This is a genomic window from Paludisphaera rhizosphaerae (genome assembly GCF_011065895.1).
Taxonomy (GTDB): Bacteria; Planctomycetota; Planctomycetia; order Isosphaerales; family Isosphaeraceae; genus Paludisphaera; species Paludisphaera rhizosphaerae.
The window spans coordinates 186,419-205,930 of sequence record NZ_JAALCR010000006.1; the positions used below are offsets into that span (position 1 = coordinate 186,419).

19 protein-coding genes are annotated in these 19,512 nt (G+C 68.9%); all 19 read right to left on the reverse strand.

What is annotated here, in order from left to right; translation table 11 throughout:
• Positions 1–91: 91 nt before the first annotated feature.
• The 19 genes from G5C50_RS09790 to G5C50_RS09880 all read right to left on the reverse strand — a co-directional run bounded on the left by G5C50_RS09790 (position 92) and on the right by G5C50_RS09880 (position 19,303).
• Entirely contained in the window at positions 92–1,102 is a 1,011-nt protein-coding gene (locus tag G5C50_RS09790) for a glycosyltransferase family 2 protein (RefSeq protein ID WP_165068378.1), read from the reverse strand.
• Positions 1,103–1,154: 52 nt separating this feature from the next.
• Positions 1,155–1,874, reverse strand: a complete 720-nt coding sequence (locus G5C50_RS09795; RefSeq protein WP_165068380.1) for a hypothetical protein — start codon at positions 1,872–1,874, stop codon at positions 1,155–1,157.
• 19 nt (positions 1,875–1,893) lie between these two features.
• Positions 1,894–2,220: a hypothetical protein gene (locus tag G5C50_RS09800; RefSeq protein WP_165068382.1), complete on the reverse strand. Its 327-nt coding sequence runs from the start codon at positions 2,218–2,220 to the stop codon at positions 1,894–1,896.
• A 114-nt stretch (positions 2,221–2,334) separates the two neighbouring features.
• Complete coding sequence (locus G5C50_RS09805) at positions 2,335–4,458, reverse strand: hypothetical protein (RefSeq protein ID WP_165068385.1); 2,124 nt, start codon at positions 4,456–4,458, stop codon at positions 2,335–2,337.
• A 29-nt stretch (positions 4,459–4,487) separates the two neighbouring features.
• Positions 4,488–5,279, reverse strand: a complete 792-nt coding sequence (locus G5C50_RS09810) for a hypothetical protein (protein WP_165068017.1) — start codon at positions 5,277–5,279, stop codon at positions 4,488–4,490.
• 21 nt (positions 5,280–5,300) lie between these two features.
• The gene (locus G5C50_RS09815) at positions 5,301–5,999 is read right to left on the reverse strand and encodes a hypothetical protein (RefSeq protein WP_165068387.1); all 699 of its coding nucleotides are present in this window, start codon (positions 5,997–5,999) and stop codon (positions 5,301–5,303) included.
• 31 nt (positions 6,000–6,030) lie between these two features.
• On the reverse strand, positions 6,031–6,402 hold the full coding sequence (locus tag G5C50_RS09820) for a hypothetical protein (protein WP_165068389.1): 372 nt from the start codon (positions 6,400–6,402) through the stop codon (positions 6,031–6,033).
• A gap of 17 nt (positions 6,403–6,419) precedes the next feature.
• Positions 6,420–7,163 (reverse strand): hypothetical protein, encoded by a 744-nt coding sequence (locus G5C50_RS09825; RefSeq protein ID WP_165068390.1) that lies wholly within the window; start codon positions 7,161–7,163, stop codon positions 6,420–6,422.
• Positions 7,164–7,345: 182 nt separating this feature from the next.
• On the reverse strand, positions 7,346–7,759 hold the full coding sequence (locus G5C50_RS09830; RefSeq protein ID WP_165068392.1) for a hypothetical protein: 414 nt from the start codon (positions 7,757–7,759) through the stop codon (positions 7,346–7,348).
• Positions 7,752–8,054, reverse strand: coding sequence for a hypothetical protein (locus tag G5C50_RS09835; RefSeq protein WP_165068394.1), 303 nt, complete (start codon positions 8,052–8,054; stop codon positions 7,752–7,754). The genes G5C50_RS09830 and G5C50_RS09835 overlap by 8 nt, the downstream gene beginning before the upstream one ends.
• A 58-nt stretch (positions 8,055–8,112) precedes the next feature.
• Positions 8,113–8,529 carry a hypothetical protein gene (locus G5C50_RS09840; protein ID WP_165068396.1) on the reverse strand — a complete coding sequence of 139 codons (417 nt, stop codon included), beginning with the start codon at positions 8,527–8,529 and terminating at the stop codon, positions 8,113–8,115.
• A 55-nt stretch (positions 8,530–8,584) separates the two neighbouring features.
• The gene (locus G5C50_RS09845; RefSeq protein ID WP_165068398.1) at positions 8,585–9,040 is read right to left on the reverse strand and encodes a hypothetical protein; all 456 of its coding nucleotides are present in this window, start codon (positions 9,038–9,040) and stop codon (positions 8,585–8,587) included.
• Positions 9,041–9,130: 90 nt separating this feature from the next.
• Complete coding sequence (locus G5C50_RS09850) at positions 9,131–13,579, reverse strand: hypothetical protein (RefSeq protein ID WP_165068400.1); 4,449 nt, start codon at positions 13,577–13,579, stop codon at positions 9,131–9,133.
• An 89-nt stretch (positions 13,580–13,668) separates the two neighbouring features.
• The gene (locus tag G5C50_RS09855) at positions 13,669–14,307 is read right to left on the reverse strand and encodes a hypothetical protein (RefSeq protein WP_165068402.1); all 639 of its coding nucleotides are present in this window, start codon (positions 14,305–14,307) and stop codon (positions 13,669–13,671) included.
• A gap of 6 nt (positions 14,308–14,313) precedes the next feature.
• Complete coding sequence (locus tag G5C50_RS09860) at positions 14,314–14,994, reverse strand: hypothetical protein (protein ID WP_165068404.1); 681 nt, start codon at positions 14,992–14,994, stop codon at positions 14,314–14,316.
• A gap of 251 nt (positions 14,995–15,245) precedes the next feature.
• Positions 15,246–15,572 carry a hypothetical protein gene (locus tag G5C50_RS09865; RefSeq protein WP_165068407.1) on the reverse strand — a complete coding sequence of 109 codons (327 nt, stop codon included), beginning with the start codon at positions 15,570–15,572 and terminating at the stop codon, positions 15,246–15,248.
• Positions 15,573–15,681: 109 nt separating this feature from the next.
• Positions 15,682–16,824 carry an SU10 major capsid protein gene (locus G5C50_RS09870; RefSeq protein WP_165068409.1) on the reverse strand — a complete coding sequence of 381 codons (1,143 nt, stop codon included), beginning with the start codon at positions 16,822–16,824 and terminating at the stop codon, positions 15,682–15,684.
• A 147-nt stretch (positions 16,825–16,971) separates the two neighbouring features.
• Complete coding sequence (locus G5C50_RS09875) at positions 16,972–17,634, reverse strand: hypothetical protein (protein WP_165068411.1); 663 nt, start codon at positions 17,632–17,634, stop codon at positions 16,972–16,974.
• A gap of 61 nt (positions 17,635–17,695) precedes the next feature.
• A complete protein-coding gene (locus G5C50_RS09880) occupies positions 17,696–19,303 on the reverse strand; it encodes a hypothetical protein (protein ID WP_165068413.1) in 1,608 nt (535 codons plus the stop codon).
• Positions 19,304–19,512: the final 209 nt, after the last annotated feature.

Below are 19,512 nucleotides of genomic sequence, written 5' to 3' on the forward strand. Positions count from 1 at the left end.
CCAGGTCGGTTCGAGAGGCCAGATTCCAGGTGCCGGGAGCCAGTCCCCATTCTCCTCGGCCGGGCGCGATCCAGGCGATCGTCGCTCTCGTTCAATCGACGCGGCTGTCGGCGTCCGATTGGGGAGGGGTCTTGCGGTCGTCCTCGCGGACGATGTAGGTCGGTCGGCCCTTGGTTTCCAGGAAGATCAGGCGGATGTATTCGCCGATGATCCCCAGGCAGAGGAGTTGGGCCGAGCCCATGAAGAGGACGATCACAGCGGTGCTGGCCCAGCCCTTGGGGGCGGAGCGCTCGGGGGAGCCCAGGTGGATGAAGGCGTCGTAGAGGATCCAGGCCAGCAGACCGAGGGCGACGGCCACGGCCGAGAGGCCCAGGTAGGTCGCCAGCCGGAGCGGCCGGCCGCTGAAGCTGACAAGGCCGTCGACGGCCAGGGCGACCAGCCGGCGGAATGAGTACTTGGACGAACCCGCGACCCGCGAGGGTCGGTCGTATTCCAGGCCCGTTTGACGGAACCCGACGAACGACCGCAGGCCCCGGATGAAACGCATGCGTTCCGGAAGATGTGTTAGCACGTCGACGACGCGGCGGTCCATCAGGCAGAAGTCGCCGCTGTCCAGGGGGATCTCCAGGTCGCTGAGGGCGGCCATCAGGCGGTAGAAGGCGAAATAGCCCAGCCTGCGATGCCACGGCTCGTCGCGGCGGCGGCGAACGGCGTAGACCACGTCAAAGCCTTCTCGCCACTTCACAACAAGGTCGGGGATCAACTCTGGAGGGTCTTGCAGATCTCCGTCCAGGACGATCACGGCGTCGCCGCGGGCCCGGTCGAGGCCGGCGGAGACGGCCGGCTGGTGGCCGAAGTTGCGGCTGAGGTGGACGGCGATGACGTGCGAGTCGCGGGCGGCGAGTTCGTCGATCTGTTCTGGTGTTCGGTCGCGGGCGCCGTCGTCGACGAAGATGATCTCGTAGCTGAGCCCCGTCGAGGCGAGGGCGTCCGTCAGGCGGCGGTGCAGCTCGGCGACGCTCTCCTGCTCGTCGAACAGCGGCGCGACGGCGCTGAGCGTCGGCGGGTTGGTGCGGGGCGTCGAGTCGGTGCGGCCGGTCATGGGAAGCCAGGCTACAGGGCGCGCGGGGCGTCGGCAATCCCAATCGCGAGGCCTACTGCGTGATCGTCATGGTGGCGATCCCCTGCGCCGACAACGCCGGGCAGCCCGCCGAGGAGTAGACGCGAATGAACGGCGAGCACGACTGGCTGGTCAACGTCAGGCCGGTCCCCGGCGAGGTGCAGGCGACCCCCGTGCCGCCGGGGCAGACGCCGCCGACGTGGTACGTTGCGGAAAAGACCGGCGCACCGGATCCGCATTGAAGTTTGTACTCGACCTCGCCGATGCAGCCGGTGGTCCACGAGTCGACGCCGTTGAAGGTCATCGTCGCGGAGTACGTCCCTGTCGCGCCGTCGGAGAGCGTGAGCGTCAGGTCTTGCCGTGGGATGGTGCACGATCCGCAGGCGATGGTGGGCGTTCCGCCCGCCGTCATGGCGACCCAGCGGCCGGCGACGGCGAATGCGACCAGGAAGTCGCCCGCGTTGGGGGCCGTCGAGCCGATAACCACGACGGGGATCGTACGCGTCGCGTCGACGGCGACCGTCGCGGAGGCGCCTTCGGCCTCGGCCCCGGACAACTGGATCGGGTTGACGAGAAAGACGCGGTCGGTCGCCGTGGGAAGGGCGCCGCCGTTGACCACCCGACCGACGAACCGCGGGGTCGCGGCCGTCGTTTGGGCGTCGAGGGCCGGCGTGCGAAGGCGTCCGGTCGTCGCGCCGGGGCCGCGAAGATCGTCCCAGCGGAGACGGAGGGGGCGGAAGCGGTCGTTCGGCATCATCCACCGTGGAAACAGGTCAGCCGTCGTACCGGAAGGTCCAGCGCCCGCCGCAGGAGTGGACGAGCAGCTTTGTTCCCACGGGCGGCGTCTTGGCGCCGAGATTGAACGCGAAGACGGTCCGCGAGGCGTCCGCCGAGAAGCTCGCCGAGGAGCCCTCGACTTCGGGCCCGTCGACTCGCAGCGGCGAGCAGGCGAAGAACGCCGAGGCCGACGTGGGGTACGTCGCGACGGCCTTCGTCTGCACGAGCATCGCCGTTGAGCCGTCGTCGCCCGATGCCGCGAGCCGTCGGAACGCGGCCTCGGCCTCTTCCTGGCGATCGCGGAGGATTCGAGATTCGGACATGATGTGTTATGAGTTCCTAATAACACTCAGGGAATCCAGGACAAGACCCCCCTTCTCCCACCAGGGGAGAAGGGACGAAGGCGACGGCTTACTGGGGGCTCGAGACGGCGGTGATCACCCGCCCCGCTCGACGTCCGCGTCAGATATCTCAATCACGGTCGCCTGACCATCGCCGGAGAACTCCCAGGAAACGGCGGTGACGACGGGGTACGCGAGGGACTCGCCCTGGGCGTCGCCGACGTTTGTTTGCAGGCCGACGTTGCGGCCATTGATCCGGACGATGCGGTCGCCGACGCAATAGGCGGTCACCAGGCCGGGGATCGTCGCGGCTCCGACTGTCGGCGGGGTCTCGTGCGAGGCCCGTAGCTGCCGGGCCCAGGCGACGGCCCGGTCGGTGTCGTCGCGGACGGCGATTGGTTCCGAGCCCGAGTTGTACAGCGATCCCGCCGCCACGGTCTCCATCGTGAAGTGATCGCGGGCGTCGACGCGGCGTCGGCGCTCAAAGCTCGTGGGCGAGGCCGGCCGGGAGTCGGTCTGGGCGGAGAGCATCAGGTCGTCCTCGACGACCGTCGTCAACCGCAGCGTGAACCGGGTGTTCGGCGCTGAGGGATTCGCCTGGCTGGTGACGCCGCGAAGCGTCCGGCTGGGCTCTTGCGGGTTGCTCCCGGTGTAATCGCCGATCGCCCATGACTCCGGGTCCTCGGCCACGACGACGATCCCCAGGCGGTCCTCCAGCAGTTGCCAGCCGCCGGCGATCGGCTGCCAGTGGCCGCTGCCGTCCCAGACCCCCGGCGCGGGTCCTGTGTAGTCTCGCGAGAGCGCCAGTTGCGCCCGGAGCGGCCGGCCCTCGTCGTCGCGGGTGATGAGCGAGGTCGAACCCGGCCGCAGCCGCTTGACGTAGGTGGGGTTGCCGTCGTCGTCTTCCGGGAAGATCTCGGAAAGGTCCAGCGCGCCGGTCGACCAGGTCGAGGCCGAGCCGTCCCAGTGACCATCCCCTGCTTCATCAGCGACGTAGAATCGATACTTGCGGCGATCTTCACCCGTCGCCGAGCCGAGGTTGGCCCGGAGGAATCGGACCCGCTGCGACGCCGACTCGTCGCCCGCCGCAGGGTGAAAGCCGGGGGCCAGCACGAACGACGCCTCGACGCGTCGCTGGGCCGTCTCAACCGTCACCGCATTGACGATCGACCGCGAATCGCGCTTGAGGTTCAAGCCGGCGAGGTTGCAACGCGCGGGGTTGAGGATGGAGCCACTCTTGGAGAGCAGCAGGTCGCGGGCCGGCCCGGCGGCGTCGGCGTCCTTGCGGTAGACGACCACCTCCGTTCGAGGCGAACCGTCGCCGGCGTCGCCCGTGACGAACCGCAGGCCGAAGCCGGCCAGATCGAGTTGAGAGGCCAGCGCTTCCGGCCAGGGGGCGTTCGTCGCGTCGTAGTCGCGGACGACCACGTCGGCGGCCGTTCCCGAGGACCCCAGCGGCGCGCCTCCCGGCGCGGGTCCTCGCGACTGGAGCAAGGCGTCCAGGCGGTCGAAGTCCGGGTTGAAGACGTAGCTCTGATCGTTGTGCACGCTCAGTACGTAGCGGACGAACTTGCCGAGCGTCCAGTACGATCGCGGGTCGGGGTCGCGGTCGATATCCGCGTCGATGAAGACGGGATATCGCTCGGCGGCCTGCGATTGCTCCAGGTCGTAGCCGTCGGGCGTGCAGTTGGGCTTGCCGTCGGGGTTGAACCGAGTGGGCAGGTCGACGGCGACGACGGCCCCGGCTAAGGGGTCGTCGGCGTTGCGCTGGAGTCGGCCGCCGATGGGCTGGTCCCAGCAACGGACGGCCACGCCCTGGGCGAGGAAGCCGACCCGCTGCGAGTGGGCCGAAAGGTCGACCTCCGGCGATGTGGCGAAGCCGTCGAACAGGACGCGTGAAGCTCCGTCGGGGGTGGTCGCCAGCACGACGAGGCGGTCGTCGTCGCGGACGACGTACGACCCGGCGGAGGCCAGCGGCCAGAGGCCGGCGAAGTCCGAGGGGGCCTTGACGATCGGGTCGGAATCGTCGAGGACGTAGCGGAACCAGGCCGTCGGCGGCTGGGGGCCCTCGGCGTGGCGGATCCGCTCGCAAACCACGTTGGGGACGACGGCGTGCTGCGCGCCGGCCGCCGCCTGAGGGTTGTAGCGATAGACGCGGACCGTCGCCGCGGGGGCGGACGATGGGACGTCGTAAGGGTCGAAATCGAAGCTCCCGGGCATTCCGGCCATCCTCCCCGACGGTCGATCGATCAGCCAAGCAGTCCCATCGCCCGCAGGTCGTTGATCAGGGCGTTGAGGAGTTGGGTGGTGTTCTCGGAAAAAACGCGCAGATTTTCATACGCCGATCGCAGGCTGTTGAGGTCGGCGGCCTGCGCGTAGGGCGTCCCTGCCTGGCCGGTGGCGAGGCCCGTGTACGCGGTGGAGGCCGGCGCCGAGGTGTACGCGGCCAGGGTCCGCGTGTTTGCGGCGTAAGTCTGGGTGTACGTCCCGGGGCGGACGACGGGCGTGGCGTTCCAGAAGCCGAGCTTCTGCGTCGTCGCGGTGCCGATCTTCAGGCCGGTCGTCGTCCCGGCGGCGATCGTCGCGCCGTCGGCCATCGCTCCGCCGGCGGTGGGGAGGAACGGCCGGGCGTCGCTGCCGACCGTGCCGCAGACGACCCGGAGGTCGGTCACGGAGGTCACGGCTGACGCACCCGTGACGACGACCGCCAGCGGCACGTGGGAGGTCGCCGGCAGGCTGCTCGTCGAGGTCGTCAGCACGCCGGCGTCCGTCAGATAGACGTAGGTCGTCGTACTGGCGGCGAGAGCCAGCGTCGGGGCGCCGGCGAATGTGCCGACGGTCCCGTCGCGCCGCTGGTAGCGGCCGACGGCGGCCTGAACGTTGAGCGAGGCGCTGGGGACCTCGGTCGTCGCCACGCAGAGGCCGCCGACCGGCGCCAGGGCGTCGATGGCGTCGGCGTTGGCGTTGAGCGGGACGTTCCAGTCGCGGTCGGCCGGGCCCGGCTTGGCGAGCCGCGTTTGTTGCGTGTAGGTCGTCGCCATGTGCGGATGAAGTCCTGTATCTCAGGCGCTGGGGCTGGGGTTCCAGGTGAGCGTGACCTGGCGAGTGGCGGGGTCGTACAGGTATTGCAGTCGCGAGCCGTCGGCCGAGGCGGCGGGGGGACGCGGAGGCGCGGCGATCGTCGTCGTCGACGTCGTCGGCGTTCCGAGGTTTCCGGCCGCGTCGAACGAGGCGACCGCGAAGGTCCAGACGCCTCCTTCCAGGGCCGAACTCGTCCAAGAGTAGGACGATACGGCCCTTCCGAAGCCCCCCTGGCCGAACCCGCCGATTCCATAACCGTCGATGGGTGTGCCGCCCGGGTAGGCGGGGATCTCGGCCAGGGAGGTCGTGTAATCGACGCCGGCGCCGGGGGCGGGCGGGCCGAAGACGCGGAAGCCCTGGACGTCGTCACCGCCGGTCGGGTCGAGGTACGAGCCGCCGAGCCAGGCGAGCGTCACGCGGTCGGCCGTCGCGCCGGGGAGCGAGGACGAGAAATCGAGGTCCCCCTCCCCTGCCCCGACGGCGCCGACGTCGACCCGAACCCGCGAGTCGGGCATCGTCAGCGAGACCCAGCGGGCCGTCCCGCTCCAGGCCAGCCGCCTGGCGACGTACACCTGGAACGTCGTCCCCGCCGGCGCAGTGGACGTCCAGGAAAGCTGCAGCGTCGAGCCGTCCCAGACCGGCGGGGCGACGTCGACGATCGTTGACTGATCGAAGGGCATTTGTCTTTGGCCTCGGTCGCGGCGAAAGCTGTCAGGTGAGCCCGTAAAACACGGCCCGATACGGCAGGGCCCAACCGCTGCCGCCGGCGGTGACGCCGCGGGCGTCGGCGACGAACTCGCCCTTGAAGACGACGTTCGACCAGGTCCGGCCGCGGTTGTCGACCAGCGTGCGGGCGACGCCGTCGGCGCAGGCGAGGAAGGTGTTCTCGGCTGCGTCTAGCTCGGCGAGGGACGCCGCGGTGAGCACGCCTCGGATCGAGAAGACCCGGCCGCGAGAGCCGCCGTCGAGGAACTGCGTCCCGCTCACGCCGAAGTACGAGGCCGTCTGCGCGGCCCTGGGTCGCGGGACGTGCTGGACCTGAACGGCCGACCCGAAAATATTGACTCCGCCATACGTAACCATGTGCACAAACCTCCGGGTCAGCCGTCGATCCGCCCACGGAACGCCCGGGGCCGCGCGCCGCCGGCGGACGACGTCGAGGCCGCCGCCGCGAGTCGCTCCGCCGCCTGTTCCAACCGCCCGGCGATCTGGGCGAGCCGATCCTCGATCGCGCCGAACACCTCACCCGAATCCCCGCCGAACGACCCGCCCGCCGAGACGAGAGGCGACGGCGTGGCCGAGATCGTTCCCAAGGCCCTCGGCGGGGGGGCGTCGAACGCGCTCGCGGTGGACGTGGAGGCTGCCGGTGGGATGAGCGCCGTTGGCGCGAGGAGCGAATCGTCATTCAACGGCACCGAGGACGCCACGGCCGGCGAGGACTCATCGATCGTCGAGGCGGCGAGGAACCCGTCGAGCCGGGCGGCGTCGAATGAGGGGGGCTCGCTCGGCCTTGAGGCGGGTGAGGCCGAAGCCTCGGCCGCGTCGAGCGGCCTGGTTGCGACAGCCGCGGCCTGGACGACGTCGGGCGGTAAGGCCAACGGCAGGCCGGCGGCAACCACCGGCCGAGCTTCGCTGGGCGAGGAAGCCGACGCGGCGGGTGCCGCAACCGGGGCCGGGCTTGGCTCGGACCGCGACGGCGGGGCCGGCACCTCGTCGGCTTCGGGCGCCGGGGACGTCGCCGAGGGTTCGGCGAGGGCCGGCGGTGAGACGAGCACGTCGTCCAGCCCGGTCAGGCGCGGCGTCGTTGGCCTTTGCAAGGGGATCAGGAACGCTTCGAGGCCCATGAGGGTTCCTCATATAACGATGATACGCGGTCAGAAGAGGGCTTCGAGCGCGGCGTCCTGCGATCGAGCCTGGCAGTCGTCCACCCATCGCGACGGAGGGACGGCGCGGCCGAGGGCCACGAGCATCTCGGAGACGCCGATGGCGTCCTCCCAGGGGAGGTCCTGGGCGACCCCGTTCGCGATCAGGGTCCAGCGGAGCCACCGGCCGAAGGTTTTGGGACGCGGCCCGTCATCGCCTGGTTGATGGCCCCCCAGCGCTCGCGGCACTCGGGGTCGTCGGCGTCCACAACTAGCAGCTCGCGGAGGTCGCGGTCGGTCAGGTCGTAGTTGCGGGTCAGCAGCAGGACGGCCATGCGGAACTGGATGGTCAGCCGGGCGGAGGCGTCCTCGGGGTCGCAGCCGGCTAGCTCGTCCATCAGGGTTTCGTACTCGGCGCCGAAGCTGGGGCCGCCGCCGACGACGATGCGGCCCTCGGCGTCGCGCGTCGGATAGAGGCGGAGGGTCGGCCGGGGGAGCGTCCAGGTCCGGCCGTCGCCCAGGACGACCTCCGGCCCGACGCTGAACTCCGGCCGCCGCGATGATCGCTCGTCAGGCATGGCCGGCCTCCGCGACGAGGACGCCGCGATCGGTGCCGTCGGCCTGGCTCGTCCAGGCGTATCGAGGGCGGCCTTCGCGAGGATGGCCGATGGGGAAGACCAGGGTGTCGGCGGGGTCGGCCGTGATGAAGAGCTTGCCCCCTGGCTGGCGACGGATGAACGCCCGCCCCCCGCGCGACCTGTCGACCCCCAGCAGGGGCTCGGCCACGCGGAGGATGGAGTCGATCCGATCGAGCTGGGTGCCGCCGCTCTTCCACGATTCGGGGACGATCAGGGCGTCGCAGGTCGGTTCCATGAGGCTCGCTTTGCGAATGTGCAAGACGTTTGACGAACCTTGCGGATTTGGGAATCCGTCAGGCGCGGGTGAAGCTCAGGGGGTTGGTGATCCCGTCGCTGGAGTAGGCCATGACGCTGAGCGTGGCCGTGCCGAACTGGCCGTGGGCGCCGGAGGTCTCCGCGTTCTCGGCCACGGCGTTCGCCAGGACGTAGAGGATGTCGCCGCCGACCTCCCCCTTGGCGTCCTTGTGGGTGGCGCTCAGGGTGGCGGTGGTCCCCGGGGCGATCGCCATCAGGGCGGCCGCGTCGCCGCTGGTGACCGTCGCCTTGGGCTTGCTCAGGGTGTTGACGACGACCGTCGGGAAGCGGTCGCCGTCTGCGGCGTAGGAGGTCAACGAGCCCCCCTGGGTGAACGTCACCTGGGAGACTCGGGTGATCGGGGCCGAGCCGAACGAGACGGCGGTCCAATTCGCTTGCAGCTTCGTCGCGGCCATGGGGGCGGCTCTCCTGGAGTGCGGTGGGGATGGAAACGAGGGTCGGGGTGTGGAGTTATTCAGAGGCGTCGAAGCCGTTCCAGCCCTCGACGAGATACTGGAACGTCAGCACGGCCTCGATCCGGCGCTCGGGGGCGACGGCCTTCTTCCAGGTCCAGGACTGGATGCGGGTGGACCCAGGGAGGGTGACGTCGGCCAGGGAGACGCCGTTGAGGGCGTCGGCCGCGGCGTAGAGGAGGCGTTCGGCGGCGGCGTCCCGGGTTTCGGGGTCGTCGTCGCGGGCGGTCAGAGTAAGGGACAGGGTTGCGGCGGCCGTGAGCGCGCCGCCGACGTCGTCCCCCTGGGCGGATATCGTGGTGGCGACGGGCTCGATCGCCGCGGCGCGAAGGTCGCCCGAGCGTTCGCCGCGGTCTTCGGGGAGGCCCGCCGGATAGACGCCGTCGAACGCGCCGGTGGCGTCCAGCAGGTCGCGGATCGCGCCGCGGACGTCGCGTTCGCGAGGGCTCGGCATGGTCGTTGGCCCTTTGGCATGAAGGTGGTTGCGAATGCGGGGCGTCCGTGAGGAACGTCCCGCATCAGAAATCCAGGGTCGGAGGGAGGATCAGCGGAAGCCTCGATAGGCTCGGGAGTACGATCCGCCGAACGGCCAGCGGCGGGCTGGGGCGATCGTTCCGATTCCCGTTCCGGTCCCCGGATCGGGGGGAGTCTGCTGGCTGTGGTTCACGGCGGTCGTGAAGAAGGACGTGCTGGGGCGGCCGTCGACGTTCACCACGCTGCCGGTCGTCCCGGAGACCAGGACGGTTTGGCCGGAGAGGATCACGTCGCCGAGGTTGAGGACGATGACGTTCGCGGCCGGCTGGGCAAGGCCGACGACCGCGACGCTGGTGAGGTTGACCGTCACGGAGAAGGCGGCTGGGCCGCCGGCCGCCGCGACCGACTGGTCGAACGTCAGCAGGATGGACCCGCCCGAATCGCTCACCACGGCCGACGTCAGAGAGGGCGCTCCGAAGTACTCGTTGTTGTACTCCTGAAACGCCAGGAGGCCGGGACTCACGTTGTACATGCCGGCCGATTCGTAGTCGCCGTTGACGGAGTTCGGCTTGCCTTGCTGCCAGAGGTGCAGCCGGTTGTCGTTCAGCCCGTCCGTTCCGTCGCCTCTCCCCGCCTTGTGGCGGTCGTGCCAGATGATGCCCCACAACAACTGGAAGAGGTAGTTGTTGTTCTGCCCGGGGGGCCGTCCGAAGCAGAAGATCGAGATGGCCTCCGCGTCGGAGCGCCGGCGGATCACGTCATAGAACGACCTCATCCAGTGGCGGAAGTTGGGGTGGCTGATGAGGTCCAGGGTCCGCAGGAAGTCGTCCTGGCGGACGTTCATGTAGTTGGGGTAGCTCTCGGGCACCGCCGGGGCCATGTTGCCCGGCCCGCCTTCGTAGCAGACGTGGGCCGGCCGCCATCCGAAGTGAGCCTCGATGGCGTCGCGAGCGTCCTTGGCGGTCCCCTGATACTCCGAGTAGTCCGGCCCGAACTCAAAGTCGAACTGCATCAGGTCGACGGCCTGTTCGTTCGTGGACAGGTCGAAGGTGGCCTTGTAGGCTTCGGCCGTGGTGGACGCGATCACGGTGTACGGGGCGTCCGCAACGGCGTCGACCTGGGGGATGGTGAAGCCCAGACTTTGCAGCTGGATCAGCGAATCGGAGATGCCCGTCATGCCGCCGATCTGCCAGGCGATCGTCCCCTGGAAATCGGGCGCCCGTCCCACCTCGGCGAAGCAGGCCCGGCCGATCTCGATCATCTTGCAGGATCGGAGGAAGTGGTAGTAGGCCGTGATGGCGCCGTCGACGATCCCCGTCGCCCAGGCGTTGGCGTTGGCGTAGGTCTTGAGGCCGTTGATGTAAAAATTCCAGACCTCGTTGCCGTACTCCATGTACAGCTTGCAGCCCGCCGGCAGGATGTCGCGGTAGATCTTGGCGATCTCGTACATCATGTCGTCGGACGCGCCGTAGGAGACGCAGATCCAGGCGTCGCCGGAGCCCTGGCCCGCCGCGTTGCGGGCCGCAAGGCACATGTGGGCGTGGAAGTCATAGGGGATTGAGTTCCAGGGGGAATACTCCTGGAGGTGGTCGTCGGTTCGCGGCTTGTAGGCGACGTCCTTGTTGAAGTACTGGGTCGTCTTGACTCGCATTGGCACGTCAGCGCCCAGCGAGAGAGCCCCCGTGATCATGTAGACGGCCGACGCCGCACCCGTCTGCATCAGCGGCGGGCCGTAGTTGTAGAGGCCCTGGTAGTACTGGATCGAGTCGTCCTCGCTGCTCCAGAGCGGGCCGGGGGCCGTGAAACGTCCGGTGTCCCCGATCGATCCCGTGGCAGGGGTGTCGCTGCGACGACTCTCCAGCGTGATGACGCCCGTCGAGCTGTCGACGGCGGTGACCGTCATCGCCTCGCTGGAGCTATCCAGCCAGATGTAGCCGTAGGGCTTGATCCAGGCCCAATCGCCGGGGTCGGCCGGCGTGATCGTCATCGTCAGGTCGGTCCCGCTGAGCGCCGCCGCGAGGGTGAACGTCCGCCGAGCGGTCAGCATCATATCGGCGTTGTTGACGTTCGGCCCGCCCTGCATGAACAGGCCGTTCCGCATCGGCGTCAACGAGAGGGACTCGTCGACGAGGATCTCAGCGTACTTGTAGTAGTGGCCGTTGTTCGACGCCGGGTTGGGGCCGTACTGCGAGACGTCGGTGATCGCCTTGCGCCAGCCGACCGTGGCCGTGGAGCCGGCGGCGTGGCTTGCCGCCGTCGTCCCCATCCGTCCGCGCCAGACCGTGTAGTGGTCGTCGCCGACCGCCGGCAAGCCGACGACCTGCATCCGCTCCGAACCGATGAACACGGCCTGGCCGTAAGGGATGCGGCTGTCCGGCTCGCTCGTGGTGCGGGTCAGGCGGACCGTCGTCGTGGTCGCGTCGATGGCGTCCACCAGCGTCGCCGAGTACGTCTCCAGGTGCGAGGCTTCGCCGTTGAAGTAGAAGTAGCGGTTGGCCGGGTTGAACGCGACGACGTGGTCGAAGACCAGCTTCTGGTGCTTCTCGTTGAAGTTCCACATCGGAGCGGAGGCCGTCGCGACGTCGTCCATTTCGCTCCGGTCGTCGAACATGCCACCGGCGCATTCCATCACGCGATGCGGCCCCATCCCCTGGGAGATGAAGTTGTCGTAGAAATACTTGTCAATCTTGTAGTGGTCTTCCGGCGTGTACGAAACAGAGCCGGCTTCGGCTGGCTCGTCCCAGTTGCCGGGGGCGTAGAGCTGAAGGTTCTTGTAGCGGTGCGTCTCGTCGTGGTCGGTCCAGATCCAGAGGCCGAACGTGTTGTTGGTGTGGAAGGCGGTGAGGGAATTGCCGTTGGCGTGAGCGGCCGCCGTGGTGCCGTCCCAGCCGCGCTGGCAGCCGGTGAAGGTCATGGTGCTCGAGTCGTACCCGGTCGCCTTGATCTTCTCCGTACCGATCGTCAGGACGATGAAGTAGGGGGCGTCGGGGAATCCCTGCCAGGCGTAGCCGGGGGCGGCGACCAGCGGGATGGAGGTCGTCGAGGCGTCGATCGAGGCCGCCAGCGTGAGATTCCAGACGTTCTTGGAGACCTCCAGCACGCGGACGTGCTTGCCGTCCACGTCGCTCGAGTAGTCGTCAAGCTGATCCACGTAGACCGTGGGGAGCTCGCTCTTGACGTACATGTCGACGAACGGGGAATACCCGTTGCCGTAGTCTTCCCACATCAGGAGCCACTTGCCGTAATACGGCGTGGGGTCCCATCCGTAGCTGTCGAAGTAGGTCTCGCCGGGGTACCAGAAGACCCGCTGGCCGAAGGCCCCCTTCATCGTCCCGTCTTCCCACTTGTCGCCACGGTTCTCGATCAACTTGGCGACGTTGGCCATCACCTTGTTGCCGGACCAGATGGAGCTGGCGTAAGTGGTGCACTGGCCGCCGACCTTCATCAGCCCGTCCGAGGGCTTGGACGAAGGTTTGCCGACGCGCATGTCGACCACGCGGTTGGTCATTCCGTCTGTGCCGCCGACCTCTGAGCCGACCCAGTCGCGGGGGGCGTTGATGTGGACGACGTCCGAATTCGTGAGCGGTCCGACCCCCACCGGCAAGAGCCAGAAGAACGCCCCGTGCGGGCCGTAATGGTACGTGCGGGGAGAGTCCGGGCCGTCCAGGACGATCGACGGTCCTCCGTTGATGGAAATCGTCGGACAGATCATCTGCGCGAGGTGCGAGGCGTCGACGACGGCCAGATCGTCGATGCTCCCCGGCTTGACCAGCGAGATGATGAGGGCGTCGCCGCTGGTGGTGATGTAGGCCTGGTCCACGCTCGCCCGTCGGGCCTGGATCGGCTCGACGTACTGCATGGTCGAGCCGACGGCCGGCACGGCGATGAAGCTGTGGTCAGGGTCGCCGTCGATCGAGATGCCGGCGTCGCCGGTGGCCACGGCCGTGCCGACGGTTCCGTCGAATGAGTAGAACCGCTTGACGGTCGCCGTGAGCGCGGCGAGGGTCCCCTCAGGGTCTGAGCGGTAGCCCTCGATCTCCTCGTCCGTCATCGCCTTGTTGATGAAGAGGAGATTCTGGATGGAGACCTTGGACGATCCGGAGCCGTCCGTGCCGATCGTCCAGCCCTGGTCCAGACGCACGAAGCCGGCGAGCGTGGTCGCCCAGTCGCCGTGGTCGCGATGGCCGTTGATGTCCAGAAAGCGGCGAGTCGGGTCGGTCGCCGAGTAGGTGAGCGTGACCTGGACGGGGACGCCCTGGGGGAACCCCTGCACCTCGGCCTGGGTCCACGCGCCGGCCTCCACGTCCGTCTGGTTGCAGATCATGTCCAGCACGCCGCCGGACGAGTAGTTGTTGAGCGAGAACCGGTAGTGGTAGTTGAAAACGGGATACTGGGCCCCCAGCGGCCGGGTCTGGCCGTTGAACGCCAGGACGAACGAGGTCGTGAACTCGGCGTAGGATTCGGCGCCCCATGCTTCGGGGGACCGGAGATACGCGGAGCCGTCGAATAGAATGGCCATGTTGTATCCTACGGTATCCTGCCGAGGCTTCGGCTTTGATTCAAGTGATACGAGGAGTCGCGGCGGCCCTGCGGACGCGGCGACGCGCGTCAGACGCCCGATCGCGAGGTCGCCGCGGAGATCAGGGCGTCGATGGGGGCGGGAGCCGTGGAGTCGGCGGTGAACTGGACCGCCGCGGTGTTGGGCTCCTCGCCGGAGCTGTTCGCGGCTCGGACCACCGCTGCGTACGCGACGCCGTCGGCCAGTCCGGTCAGCTCGATCGAGTAGACGCCGTTTCGTGAATTCGAGGCCGGCGTCGTCGCGGTCGGCGATGCGTAGGACGCGATCGCGCCGGGGTTCATGTAGACGTTGAACTGGCTGGGGCTGCGAGCGGCTGAGGCTGCCGGGCACGACCACTCCAGCCGGACGGCCCCGCCGGCCAGGGGGACGGCTCGGAGGCCGACCGGCGCGGGGGGCGTTCGCGTGGCGTCTCGAGCGAGGGCGTCAAGCACCAGCGCCGTGGACGCGTCGATGTTGGACTCCTCCAGCCCGGACCGAGAGTCGTAGACCCGAACGCCGAACCGATACGAGCTGGCGGCGTCGAGCGGGCCGCTGGTCCAGGTCGCGTCGGAGACCTCGGCGACGGGCGTCGCGTAGTCGATCGGGCCGCCGTGGCCGTCGTTCGAGTAGACCCGATAGAAGATCGGGCCGGCGGGCTCTCCCTCTTCGGGGTCGACCAACGGGGGCATGGATTTTTACCTCTCGATGCGAGTGCGGAAGACGTCGGCCGGCTGGCGGTCGGAGCCCTGGGGGCCCCAGCGGACGTCCAGGCGGGAGAGGGCCTCGGACAGCTCGGCCTCGGTCTGGCGGAGCTTCAGGGCGAAGTCCCCTTCATCGGAGCGGGTCTCCGCGGCGTAGCGAAGGGCCAGGACGATCAGCACGCAGGCCCGGCGGAGGTCGCGGGCGTCCCGCAGGTCGGCGGGCGTCCGGCCGGGGAAGTTGGGGTCGATGTTGAAGCGACGATTCAACTCGAACGACGCCTCTTCAATCTGGGGCCCGAGCGTGGCGATGAGGAACTCGACGGCCGTCAGCCCTCCGGACGGCGACGCCGGAGCGCCCAGGCCGGCGTCCATGCCGATCCGGCGGAGCGTGACCGACCCGCCCGAGACCGAGGCGATGGCGAACAGCTCCCCCGAGCCCTTGAAGGCCGTCGACGGCTTGCGGAGCAGCACGACGTGCCCCGGGCGAACCCCCGCCGCCTGGAAGTCGGCCGAGGGGGAGGATAGCGTCCAGAGGTCCCCCGCGGCGAAGGCGCCGTCGGTCCCCTGGGCGAGCTTCTGCCAGGCGGGCGCCAGCACGACGAAATCGCCCGCCGCGCGGACGGCCACGTCCTCGTCGGAGGCGTAGACGGTCGAGAGTCGATCGGACTGGCTCATGGAGGGCTCGCAGAGGGATGTGCTGGAGGGACAGATCATGTCGGTTAGCGTCGAGAGTCTTTCGGCTCACGACGGCCTTCCCCCCTCGCGGGGGAAGGTGGCCCGAAGGGCCGGATGAGGGGGCGACCGGCGTTGCTTCGAAGGCAATGCTTCGGATGTGAATCCGACGGCGGTCGTCCCCCTCATCTGATCGCTTCGCGATCTGTCTTCCCCCGCGAGGGGGGAAGACCGTCATGAGCGACGTCGTCGCCTCACCCCCGCTTCCGCTTCGGCGACGAAGCCGGCGGCGGTTCGGCGATGAGATTCGGCGTGGCGTCGAGGGCTTCGGTCGTCTCGCGGACGGCCAGGTCGATCCCCTCGAGCGTGGCGGCGAGGCTGTCTCGGACCTCGGCGACGTGCTCCAGCAGGCTGGCGCGCGAATCGGCGTCGAGCCCCGGAAGCTGCCCGAGCGCGTCCTGCACCTGCTTGCAGTGCCAGAGCCCCACGGCCCGGCCCAGGAACGGCAGGTCGCGGCCCTCGCCGGCGCGGGCGATGTACGGCCAGAGGCCGGGGAACGTGAAACTCGGTCGCGTGTTCATGTCGGCTCGCGATGATGACGGAAGAAGGCGGGGAGGGCCGCCCACGCTCGGCCGAAACCGGGCGTGGCGGCCCTCTGCAAGGGGCGGGACAGACAGAGAAAACCTGGGATCAGGAGGCGCTGAAGGCCGTGATCCCGGAGACCCAGGCGTGATGGGCCTCGTTGTCGATCTCGATGGCGCCTTCCATGATGATGTCGCCCTCGAAGGCGTCGCCGCGGCTGCCGCGGGGCTTGTCGATCATCGACCGCTTCAGCCGGACGCGGGCCTCGTTGGCCGACAGGCAGACGGCCGTGCCGGGACGGAGCAGCGGGGCGGGGACGATCGAAATGCCGCTGAGGAACGGCGCCTCGAAGAGGTCGATCGGGGTGCCGAAGACGTTCGACCCGGCGTTGACCCGCATCGCGGCGTGACCCCACACGGCGAAGGCCGAGAGGAAGTCCGTGCTGACCAGCAGCAGGCTGGGATTGCCGCCGCCGTTGAAGCAGGCCTGGATGGTGTCGCGGATCAGGTCGCTGGGCTTGTACGCGGCGGCGTTGGTGGGCGCCGTCACGACGTTCGTCGCCAGGATCGACTGGATGCCCTTCATCAAGGGGCGGCTGGCCGGAGAGGTCAGACCGACGCCCTTGCCGTAATACACGGCGCTCTCAAAGTCGTCCATCACGTGCTGCATGGCCAGCATGCGATCGCGGTCGAGCGGCGTGGCGAAGGACGAGGCGTAGCCCGAGTCCGCCTGGAGGGCGCCGCCGACCTGGTAGGCGTGCTGCACCGTCTGGCAGTACTGGGTGGTCGCCTGGGGGATCCGGCTGAGGCCGGAGACGTTGGTCTCGGCGCCGGTGCGGGTGTTGCTGACCAGCAGGATCGGCAGGGCGTCCGCGTGGGCGGCGGCCGTGGTGCCGGCGTAGCCGCGGACGACCGTCAACGCGTTGGCGACCGGATCGACGGCCGTCACAAGCAGGTACTCCTGCTCGATCGAGATCACGTCGCCCGAGTCGAAGACCGAGGCGTCGGCGGCGGCGATCGTCGTGGCCACGGGGTTCAACGGACCGCCGTTGTTCAGGGCCACCGACCGCGGCCGGTAGTTGTCGTTGACGATCAGAAACTGCGGCGAGGCCACCGGCAGCTTCGGCAGTCGGGACGTCAGCGGCGTCCGGTTGACGAACCAGTTGATCGCCACGCCGAAGACGTCCGAAGGAAGGACGCCGGCGTTGAAAGCGTTGAACTGCGTCAGCGGGCTGTTGTCGTACGAAGGCATGTACAGGCTCTCCGATGTGGATTCAAGGCGCACGGGGGACGACGGCCGACGAAGCCGGCCGGAGACGAGGCGGGACGAGGCGACGAACCGAGCGGTGGGATTTCCGACGTCTTCCCCCTCCAGGGGGGAAGGCGTCAAAAAACCGCGTCACGACAACGGATGCAGACCGAACGACTGATACTGGTTCTGCCGGTCTTTCCACTGGCCGACGATGGCCTCCAGCGAGCCCGGCTGGGCGCCGCGAGGGGCGACGTACGGGCGGCTGGCGTCGCCGCCGGCTCCGCCGCGGGACGTCGGGGCGAAGAAGATCGCGAAGCTCGGCGACTCCAGCCGCTCCCGGAGCGCCTCAACGGCCGGGCGGCCGGTGGATCGCTCGCGGACGGTCAGGGCGCCGCTGGCTTCGCGGACGGTCTCGAACTCGTCCTGCAGCAGCCGGCGGACCATCGCCGCCGCGGCCGACTTCTGCTCGGGAGACTCGCCGACGAACGCCCGGCCCTGCAGGGCCTCAGCGATCGCCGCCGATTTCCGCTCGCCGAAGATCTGCTGCTCCAGCAGCGTGTAGCGGCTGACGGCCTCCGCGTGCTTCTGCTCCCAGGTCCGACGCTGCTGGTCCAGGGCCTCCTCAATCTGCCCCTTCTCCGCCAGCGCCCGCAGCCGCTCGTTCTCCTTCAACTCCAGCGTCGCCTCCTGCTGACGCTGAAACTCCTGCAAGCGGGCCTCCAGCGCCCGCAGGCGCTGGCGGTCCTCGGACGCCGGGTTCGCCGGGGTCTCGGCGGCGGCGTTCACATCGATGTTCGCTTGGTCGTTCACGGATGGTCCTCGATCAAGGGCGGGGTGGTCGACGGCAGGTCGGGTGGCATCGGGCGGCCCCTCAGGGCTCTTCCCGGACCGCCCCGGCGTCGAGCCCCAAGTACGCGTCGATTTCCGCGTCGAACGCGGCGTAATCCTGATCTTCAAGTCCCGGCAGCATCACCCGGACCAGCTTGCCGAGCATCTCGCTCTCCGTCTTGGGAGCGTGCCCCGCCGCGGCCAGGATCGTCTGGAACTGGCCGACCGTCCGGGCCAATTCTTCACCGGTGAAGAGGTCGAAGCTTGTGGGGTACTGGATGCGAACGGCGGCTCGGTCGTCGGCCGTCGATCCGCCGGACGTCACCGTCATGGCCAGCTCGGCCAGCCGGCGTTCCGCCTGGGCGAGCGTCGCGGCGACCTTCGACAGCAGGTCGTTCCCCGCCGCCTGGTCGATCCGCTTGGAGACGCCGCTCTGGGCGACCGTCGACCCGCCAGTCCCCGCCGCGCCGGCCGGCTTCAGCAAGAGAGCGGCCCGGTCGGCGGCGTCGCGGAGGTCGGCCTTGTTCAGCCGCAGCGACTCGGCCCCGGCCTTGGGGAATTCGACCACGTCGAACCCCTCATACGTCGCCGAACCCCCCTGGCTGTTCTTCTTCTTGGGGAGCAGCCAGTTGGGCCCGATCGGAACGGCGCCGTCCGCCTTGACGTAGTCTTCCGGCCCTTGCAGCAGAGGGTGGGCCTGGGTGGTGTCGCTGAGGATCAGCTCGGAGTCGCGGTTGTAGAACTCGCGCTGAATTTCAGCAATGCTTTCATAACGAGGAAAGCCGATGTTGGTGCATCGCGGCCGGCGACGGTCGAACACCCGGACGATGGGGACCTGGCCGTAGCCGTGCTCGACGGGCCCCTCGACGATCTCGCCTCGGGCGTCGTACAGCGTCCACTCGGTCTCGTCCCAGTGGCGATAGGCGACGCCGCCGTCGTGGACCTCGCGGATCAGGCACTCGTCATACCGCCCGGCGCGGTCGAGCCGCCACCAGAGCATGTTCTCGGGCAGGATGTAGGAGGCGACGGCCTGGTCCAGCCCCAGCCGGATCTCGTCGGCCCGGGTGCGGACGGTCTCGCCTTCGGGGGCTGCGGGGCGGTCGACCATCAGGTCGAGCTGGCCCAGCACGAGCAACAGCGGGGCGACCGAGTTGGACATGAACTCGTCGATGGTGGTGCCGCGGCCGTCGACGTCGCGCCACCAGCCCTCCAGCCGATCGGAGCCGTGCCGCTTGACCTCGCGGCTGAAGATGCGGGCGAGGTGGGCCTCGACGGCCTCGGCCACGAACGTGGGGACCGGCGTGCGGGCCCGTCGCAGCTCATAGTCGTCGTCGGTGGCCTGGTGGGCGGGGTCGGTGCCGAACGGCCGGCCGCTGGGCGGATAGGCGCCGGCGTCCAGCGAGGACGGATACTCCCGCTTGTGGCGGACGAGGTTCCGCACGGGCATTCCGTGGGGATCGTAGCCGTAGACGGCCGTCCGATACGCTTCGCCCCCTTCCCAGGAATCGAGCAGCCAGCGCCAGCGGAGCTGGTGAGCCTGCCACTCCGGGTGAGGGGCGTCAATCCGACGACCGTCCGGCAGCACGATCCGCGGCATGGCCGCCCCGGGCATCGGGACGATCGACGCGCCGATGGTGTTCGATGTCAGCATGAGGATGTCGTCTTCCGATGTTATGAAAAACCGTGCAACCGATGACGTTGGACGAATTAACCCCAGGTTGTAGGGGCGCCCCTTGTGGGCGCCCAATCACCGTCGACGAGTCTTGGCGACTGGGCGTGCGAGAGCGGTGGGACGTCCGAAGGCGGTCGGGCGCCCACAAGGGGCGCCCCTACAAATCGGGGCGATCCGAACGTGAATCG